Genomic DNA, 6,540 nt, shown 5'->3' on the forward strand with positions numbered 1-6,540 from the left:
GTAAGCTCGATCCCGCGGTGGTCTCAAATCATGAATTAGTAAAGATTTTCTGTGACCACCTCAACGCGTCACCCAGGAAATGCCCAACTGGAAGACGCCGGCAGAAGTCTTCAGGCAAAAGATACTGGAGCCTGACGGGTACGAGCCTACCCTTGGCCCGACAAAAGATCGCGGTGCAAGTAGCGCTCGAAAGGGAGGCCTTCACCCCAGACTTTATCTGCATGCGGGACTGCACAAGACAGGCACGACAGCCCTGCAAGCCTTTGCCGCCAACCATCGCGAGACATTCAGGGAGCGGAGCCTTCTCTATCCGGATCTGACGCCTTTGACACAAGAGCCGGTTGTGGCGTATCACGCCTTCGCCCACGGCCTCTCCGATACCCAGAAGAACCGCCTTCCGCTGGCTTACGCCAAGGCCATGCCACATCTTTGGCTGGGAGAAGCGCTCAAGGAAGATCTGGAGGTCTTCGTGAGTTCCGAAGCCCTCTGCCGGCAACTCACGGCCGAGCAGGGCCCCTGGCACCCCCGGCGCGAGGGTTATCTGGCGCGTCTCGCAGTGACTCTCTCAAACTTCGAGGTCATCCCCATCCTGGTCTTTCGCCGGCCAGACGACTTCGTCCGCTCGTTTTACCAGTAGAGGGTGGCTTCCGCCCGTGAGCCGCTGGATTTCACGTCTCATCGCGATTGGCTCGCCAGGCGAGTGCTTCAATACAACCTGACTGCGGAAATGTTCGCCGAGGCCTTGGGGAGCCCCGCTGCCTGATTTACGAGGATCTTCAGGGCTCTGGCCGGTTTTTCTCGGAGTTCTTATCCGGGATCAGGTCCGCTCAGACGCCATTGCGCGGATGCAGCGCCTCGTCGAGGAAGGTCTGGAAAGCGGAGACGGCAGCCGGACCATGGCCGAGATCATAGCCGAAGCGCGTCGCAGAGCTGGATTGCCCGAAGAGTGCCATGGCGACTAAGTCGCGCGGCTGAAGAGGACCTGATCGAGATCTGGCTCTACGGGGCCGAGCATCACAGCCCCGCCCAAACGGATCGATCTTCGTGGTCCGGGTTCGACACGAGCGGGAGGATTGGGTCTCCGACCCACGGTAGACGCCCCTCAACAAGCCGATCTCATAGTCATGCACCCGCCCATCGCTGGAACCGGCTGCAAGAGACGCGATCGTCAGCCTTCGTCGTATTCCCGCTGCGCCTTCATCATGCGTTGATGAAGCTTGACTGCGTGCGGCACATCCTCGTGGAGCGTGAGCTCCCCATTTTCGAGGATACAAGCCATGTCAGCGAGCTTTTTCACCTTTCCCATCGAGTGGGTAACCATGACGGCACCCGAGGTTTTCATCCGCTCGCGGAAAAGCGCGTCGGATTTTTTCGAGAAGGCCGCATCGCCCACAGCGGTAACCTCGTCGACGAGATAGGTGTCAAATCTGATCCCCATCGAAACGCCGAAGGCAAGACGTGATTTCATGCCCGAGGAATACGTCCGCACCGGCAGGTAGAAATGATCACCAAGCTCGGCGAAATCGGCAACGAAGTGTGCCAGATCATCTGTATCCACTCCGTAAACACGCGCAATAAAACGAGTATTCTGTAGTCCGGACATCTCGCCATGGAAACTTCCGGCGTAACCGACCGGCCAAGAGATGGTCCCGCTTGAGATGATCTCGCCCGAGTCAGGATCCATCGCCCCGGAGATCATACGCAGCAGCGTGGATTTGCCCGCCCCGTTGCGCCCGAGGATCGCAATGCACTTGCGCGGCGGGAAGACCGCGTTGACGTGATCGAGGACTGTCTTCCGCCGGCCGTCCATGACGAAGGTCTTGCACAGATCGCGAAGCTCGATCATCTGCGATTTCTCCCGCGCAGCTGGATCAGCGCCTGTCGCGCAGCGAATAATAGACCATCACGCCGATCGCCCAGGTGATGAAGAGAAACCCCGCCACCATGCCGAGCAGCGTGTAGCGCTGGGGGAACTCGGCGGTTTCGGCTAGAGTTGGCTGTACGTAGCTTGCAAGATAGCGCGACTGCCTCTGGGCCTCCGCCAGCGCGCTATCTCGGGCGGCGCGCGCCGAGAGGTAGGACTTCTCGGCAAATTCTTGGTCTGCGCGCAGAACTTCGAATTCCTCGATCAACTGCGAGTAAGCGCGGGTGCCCTCACCGTCTTCTTCCCGCACCTGCGAGCGCTCAGCTTCGATCTGGCTGCGGATCGATCGGATACGGCGCTCGATGTCAGCGAGTCGCGGATCCGAGGGGTTGCTTTCTAGGATCGAGCCACGCTCTACAAGCGCACCGGCTAGCTGCTGCTGAAGCGCGTTCACCACCCCCATCTGACCTTGGATATCGGCCTCGGGGTCGATGATGCCCGTCTGATTGCGGAAGGCAGTTGTCGCTTGTCGGGCGTCCCGCAGCCGCGCTTCGGAGCGTGCGAGCTCCTCCTCGGCGTAGCGCATTGCGTCAGCTCGGGCGATGGTCGAAAGCTCGTTAATCATTTCGCTCGACCGGTCGTAGATTGCCTCCGCCACGGTCTGAGCGTCCTGAGGATCGAAAGCCAGCACGCGCACTTCGATCAATCCGCTCCCACGATCGTAAAAAACTTTGACCATACGCTGCCAGTAGTCCCACAGCGCCTCGATCCGTGCATCCTCGCCGAGTGAGAAGAACGGATCTCCCTCAATGGCGTAGATCTCCCTGAGATCAACATTCTCCGACACTGCACGCACCATTTGCTGGCTGCGGATGTATTCGTACAGAATATCGGTATCCGAAGAAGACGATCCCGACAGTTCCGTCAGTCCACCCAGAAGCTCGATCGCGGATCCGACCTCCTCCGTGCGGACCGAAAAGCCGACGCGGCTCGCATACTGATCGTGCGCAATTGCAAAAAGGTAGAACCCAGCCACGAGGATCGGAGCCACAACCCAGACCAGGAACGTGAAGGCAATCGCGACATGGCGACGCTGGATGCTCGCTCCATGCGCCGGCTGGGGCACATGCTTTTCTACCTCTTGATGGCCGGGTGATACAGCCTTTTGCGGAGCCCCGGTGCTCCCCCGGGAACCGGGTTTCATCGGGGTTACCCGTTCTTTCAGAGAACCCGGAACGCTTCCTTGATTACCCTCGTCCGGTGATGCCGAGCGACGGGCCTGGTCTGCTTGTTTCAACTGAGCTATATCCTTGCTCTCGTGCCGGCTCGCCGACACAACTTGGCTTCGCTCCTAGCAAAGCCAACCACTCTATGCCAGAGACTAGGCATGAGCGATGTGCCCCTGTCTTTCCTGCCTAACACACCCGCACGCCCTCCCTCGCGCAGGTTCGCCACCTTCCGGGTGATCGTGGCACTCATGCTGCGCGAGATGTCAGCGACGCACGGGAGGACCGCCTTCGGATACCTTTGGGCCATCCTTGAGCCCGTCGCTGGCATCATGGTCATGACCGTCATCTTCTCGCTCGGCTTCAGATCGCCCGGGATCGGCACGAGTTTTGCGTTGTTCTTCGCCTCGGGCGTCCTGCCATTCACTGCCTACATGGATATGCATGGGAAGACGGCTCAAGCCCAGCGGTTCTCAAAGGCGCTACTGGCCTATCCCGGCGTAACCTTCATGGACGCAATCCTCGCGCGTGTAATTCTCACGGCGATGACGCAGCTTCTCATCGGTTTCATTCTATTCTCGGCAATCATCATTCTCTATGATCTCGACGTCATCGTCGATATCCCGGCCATGGTTCTCGCCTACCTGATGTCATTTTCACTCGGTCTGGGGGTTGGAACACTGAACTCATATCTGCTTACGCTTTACCCCTTGTGGGAAAAGGCTTGGGCGATCTTGAACCGCCCGCTATTTCTTGCTTCATGTATATTCTTTGTGTTTGACATGGTGCCCCTGCCCTATCGTGATTGGTTATGGTGGAATCCACTTATTCACGTGGTCGGCCAAATGCGTTCGGGCGTCTATGCCACATATGACGGTTCATACGTGTCGTACCTTTACGTTTTCACGATTTCAGCGGTCGCGCTCGCTACCGGACTCCTGCTGTTGCGGCAATACCACCGGGACTTAATCAATATCTGAAGCGAAATGATCTGGCGTTGTGGCCTGTTGAAAGCACCATTCAAAAACTATGCGACACGCGCTTTTACCGAAACAGTCAGCCCAGATACCGATCTCAAACCGCGCACATTCTTCAAGCGAGCGCCTAGAAAGCGCCGGTCATTTGAGCAAGCGCGACCACATAGAGACTGATCGAGTGTTCATAGCAATTCATGAAGTCCAAAGAATCTAAAGTAGACGTAGCGACTAAAACGAGGAAGAAATGAATGACGCGATTGGTCCGAATATGACATCCGCTTCGACTGGGGTAATTTTCGCAACCACAGGCGCTGACTATAATATCTTGGCTCGCCGTGCTGCAAGAACGCTTAGGCTATGTATGCCTGATGTAGCGATCGATTGGTTTACCGACGACGCGAGCCAGAGAGATCACGTCTTCGATACAGTGCATATACTATCCGATAGTTTCTTTCGACCAAAGATGGAAGCATTGCAGCGTTCTCGGTTCGATAGAACTTTATTTTTGGACGCGGATATCCTTGTGCTCTCTGATATAAATGAATTATTTATCGCACTTGAAGATTTCGACCTTCTCGCGGCGCACGCCGAGAAGGGAATGATCGGCGAGGCACCGCCTGGCGAACCTCCTCGGTGCTTATCACCTCTCAATAGCGGCGTACTTGCCATTAAGAAGTCTGCCTTGATGAAGGACTTCCTTATCAAGTGGGAAATGGAAGTACGAGATAAACTCGAAAGAAGAGACCAGCCAGCCTTGCGGCGTACTTTAATGCGGTCAAGGCTACGCTTTTCAGTTCTGGGTGCCGAGTACAATATGATGAAGCACTCGAACTTAGAGAACTGGGGACGGCGCCTTGGTGTACCTCGTATAATACACTCACCCCAATTACACAAAACTACACCCGGAAACCCAGAAGAACCTTTCCAATTAGAAGAAGCGCTAACTCCAGAGCTGTCTCGCTATGTAAGAAAACTGATTGAGTTAGATCAATCTCAAGAAAATGTGTCTGGGATAGTTATTTTATCGCCGCGGCAAAAACTGAATAGAAGATTGAGCAGGCAAGCATCAGAAATTAAACGACTTAAGGCCGAGAATGAGAAGATAACCAAAGAGAACGATCGTCTCCTCATAGAAAAGAATAGTAAATTTAGGAAGGTGGTCGCTCGCATGCTTCGTTTTGCCGGGCGGCAGCTGCGCAAGATAATGAACGCCAGGCGAGAGTAAGCTTTGATGGTTGGCTTGGTCTGCCCCCAAAAAAGTGGTCCTTCCTGAAGTAGACTTTCGAGCCAGATGGAGGACGAACGAATGTATCGACCCAGCAGAACCTGCTCAGGTTATGCCGCTAATTCGAACGTCGCGGCGGGTGTCTTCATTCCGAGCGCCTGATGCGGCCGACGGGTGTTGTAAAATGCGATCCAGTCGCCGATGATCCACCTTGGCACACTAGATGCCGTCGGGAGGCGGTCTGAACCGCCCCGGGTTTGCCGGAGGCTCCAACTCTTGAGTAGACTGGAGCCATCATGAGCAAGACGACGAACAAGTTCTCCCCTGAGGTCCGCGAGCGAGCGGTTCGTATGGTTCTCGACAACGGCGGCCAGCACGAGTCTCGCTGGCAAGCGATTGTCTCGATCGCCGCGAAGATCGGCTGTTCCGCCAACACGCTGAATGCGTGGGTGAAGAAGGCGGAGGTGGATAGCGGCACGCGAGCGGGCATCTCGAGCGACACGGCCGAGAAGCTGAAGGCGCTGGAGCGGGAGAACCGCGAGCTGCGCCAAGCCAACGAGATACTGCGCAAAGCATCAGCTTATTTTGCGATGGCGGAGCTCGACCGCCGGTCGAAGTGATGGTGTCGTTCATCGACATGCATCGCGGGGAGCATGGGGTCGAGCCGATCTGCAACGTCCTGCCGGTTGCCCCTTCCACCTACTACGATCACTTGGCCAAGCGGGCCGATCCGGCTCGGCTGTCGGATCGGGCGCGGCGTGACGAAGCACTGCGACCCGAGATCCGGCGCGTGTTCGAGGAGAACTGGCGTGTCTATGGCGTTCGCAAGGTCTGGCGACAACTGGCGCGAGAAGGAATCGATGTCGCCCGCTGCACCGTAGCACGGCTGATGAGTGACATGGGGCTTCAGGGCATCATCCGCGGCAAGCCGCATCGAACCACGGTGCCGGACAAGAAAGCGCCGTGCCCATTGGACAAGGTGAACCGGCAGTTCCGGGTCTCGGCACCGAACGTTCTTTGGGTCAGCGATTTCACCTACGTGGCCACCTGGAAGGGTTTTGCCTATGTCGCCTTCGTCATCGACGCGTATGCCCGAAAGATCGTTGGCTGGCGCGTCAGCACCTCGGCCCATGCGGGCTTCGTTCTCGATGCTCTGGAACAGGCGGTCCACGAACGCCGGCCGACGAAGGGGATGGGGCTCATCCATCATTCGGATCGCGGCTCCCAAGGCGGATTCAACCGGTCGTC

General features: G+C 57.0%; 7 protein-coding genes, 1 pseudogene and 1 other annotated feature. Of the genes and pseudogenes, 4 read left to right on the forward strand and 4 right to left on the reverse strand.

Annotation, left to right across the window (positions count from 1 at the left end; all coding sequences use genetic code 11):
* Positions 1-79: 79 nt before the first annotated feature.
* A complete protein-coding gene (locus tag OCH239_RS22885; RefSeq protein ID WP_157577949.1) occupies positions 80-637 on the forward strand; it encodes a hypothetical protein in 558 nt (185 codons plus the stop codon).
* Positions 638-827: 190 nt separating this feature from the next.
* Here OCH239_RS22885 and OCH239_RS23785 read toward each other — a convergent pair whose 3' ends face one another.
* From OCH239_RS23785 to OCH239_RS18025, 3 genes are all read right to left on the reverse strand, one after another.
* A complete protein-coding gene (locus OCH239_RS23785; RefSeq protein WP_280111434.1) occupies positions 828-953 on the reverse strand; it encodes a hypothetical protein in 126 nt (41 codons plus the stop codon).
* Positions 954-1,168: 215 nt separating this feature from the next.
* Positions 1,169-1,846 (reverse strand): ABC transporter ATP-binding protein, encoded by a 678-nt coding sequence (locus tag OCH239_RS18020; RefSeq protein WP_037265818.1) that lies wholly within the window; start codon positions 1,844-1,846, stop codon positions 1,169-1,171.
* Positions 1,847-1,871: 25 nt separating this feature from the next.
* Positions 1,872-3,161, reverse strand: a complete 1,290-nt coding sequence (locus tag OCH239_RS18025) for a KpsE/RkpR family capsule polysaccharide export protein (RefSeq protein ID WP_244430395.1) — start codon at positions 3,159-3,161, stop codon at positions 1,872-1,874.
* Between the two features lie 90 nt (positions 3,162-3,251).
* Here OCH239_RS18025 and OCH239_RS18030 point away from each other — a divergent pair, with 90 nt between their 5' ends.
* On the forward strand, positions 3,252-4,070 hold the full coding sequence (locus OCH239_RS18030; RefSeq protein ID WP_051489599.1) for an ABC transporter permease: 819 nt from the start codon (positions 3,252-3,254) through the stop codon (positions 4,068-4,070).
* A gap of 241 nt (positions 4,071-4,311) precedes the next feature.
* Positions 4,312-5,292 carry a putative nucleotide-diphospho-sugar transferase gene (locus OCH239_RS22890; protein ID WP_157577950.1) on the forward strand — a complete coding sequence of 327 codons (981 nt, stop codon included), beginning with the start codon at positions 4,312-4,314 and terminating at the stop codon, positions 5,290-5,292.
* A gap of 110 nt (positions 5,293-5,402) precedes the next feature.
* Here the strand turns inward: OCH239_RS22890 and OCH239_RS23935 are convergent, their stop codons facing one another.
* Positions 5,403-5,669: an integrase core domain-containing protein gene (locus OCH239_RS23935; protein ID WP_425280296.1), complete on the reverse strand. Its 267-nt coding sequence runs from the start codon at positions 5,667-5,669 to the stop codon at positions 5,403-5,405.
* Here OCH239_RS23935 and OCH239_RS18040 point away from each other — a divergent pair.
* Positions 5,589-6,540: pseudogene (locus tag OCH239_RS18040) on the forward strand (IS3 family transposase); the annotation flags it as partial. The gene OCH239_RS23935 and the pseudogene OCH239_RS18040 overlap by 81 nt on opposite strands.
* Positions 5,870-5,986, forward strand: a sequence feature (AL1L pseudoknot). (Overlaps the previous pseudogene by 117 nt.)

Source organism: Roseivivax halodurans JCM 10272, from assembly GCF_000521785.1.
GTDB lineage: Bacteria > Pseudomonadota > Alphaproteobacteria > Rhodobacterales > Rhodobacteraceae > Roseivivax > Roseivivax halodurans.

What these genes read in the sequence shown, in the direction of transcription:
- OCH239_RS22885 (WP_157577949.1), top strand. Translation starts at nt 80, where the DNA reads ATGCCCAACTGGAAGACGCCGGCAGAAGTCTTCAGGCAAAAGATACTG.
- OCH239_RS23785 (WP_280111434.1), bottom strand. Translation starts at nt 953, where the DNA reads ATGGCACTCTTCGGGCAATCCAGCTCTGCGACGCGCTTCGGCTATGAT.
- OCH239_RS18020 (WP_037265818.1), bottom strand. Translation starts at nt 1,846, where the DNA reads ATGATCGAGCTTCGCGATCTGTGCAAGACCTTCGTCATGGACGGCCGG.
- OCH239_RS18030 (WP_051489599.1), top strand. Translation starts at nt 3,252, where the DNA reads ATGAGCGATGTGCCCCTGTCTTTCCTGCCTAACACACCCGCACGCCCT.
- OCH239_RS22890 (WP_157577950.1), top strand. Translation starts at nt 4,312, where the DNA reads ATGAATGACGCGATTGGTCCGAATATGACATCCGCTTCGACTGGGGTA.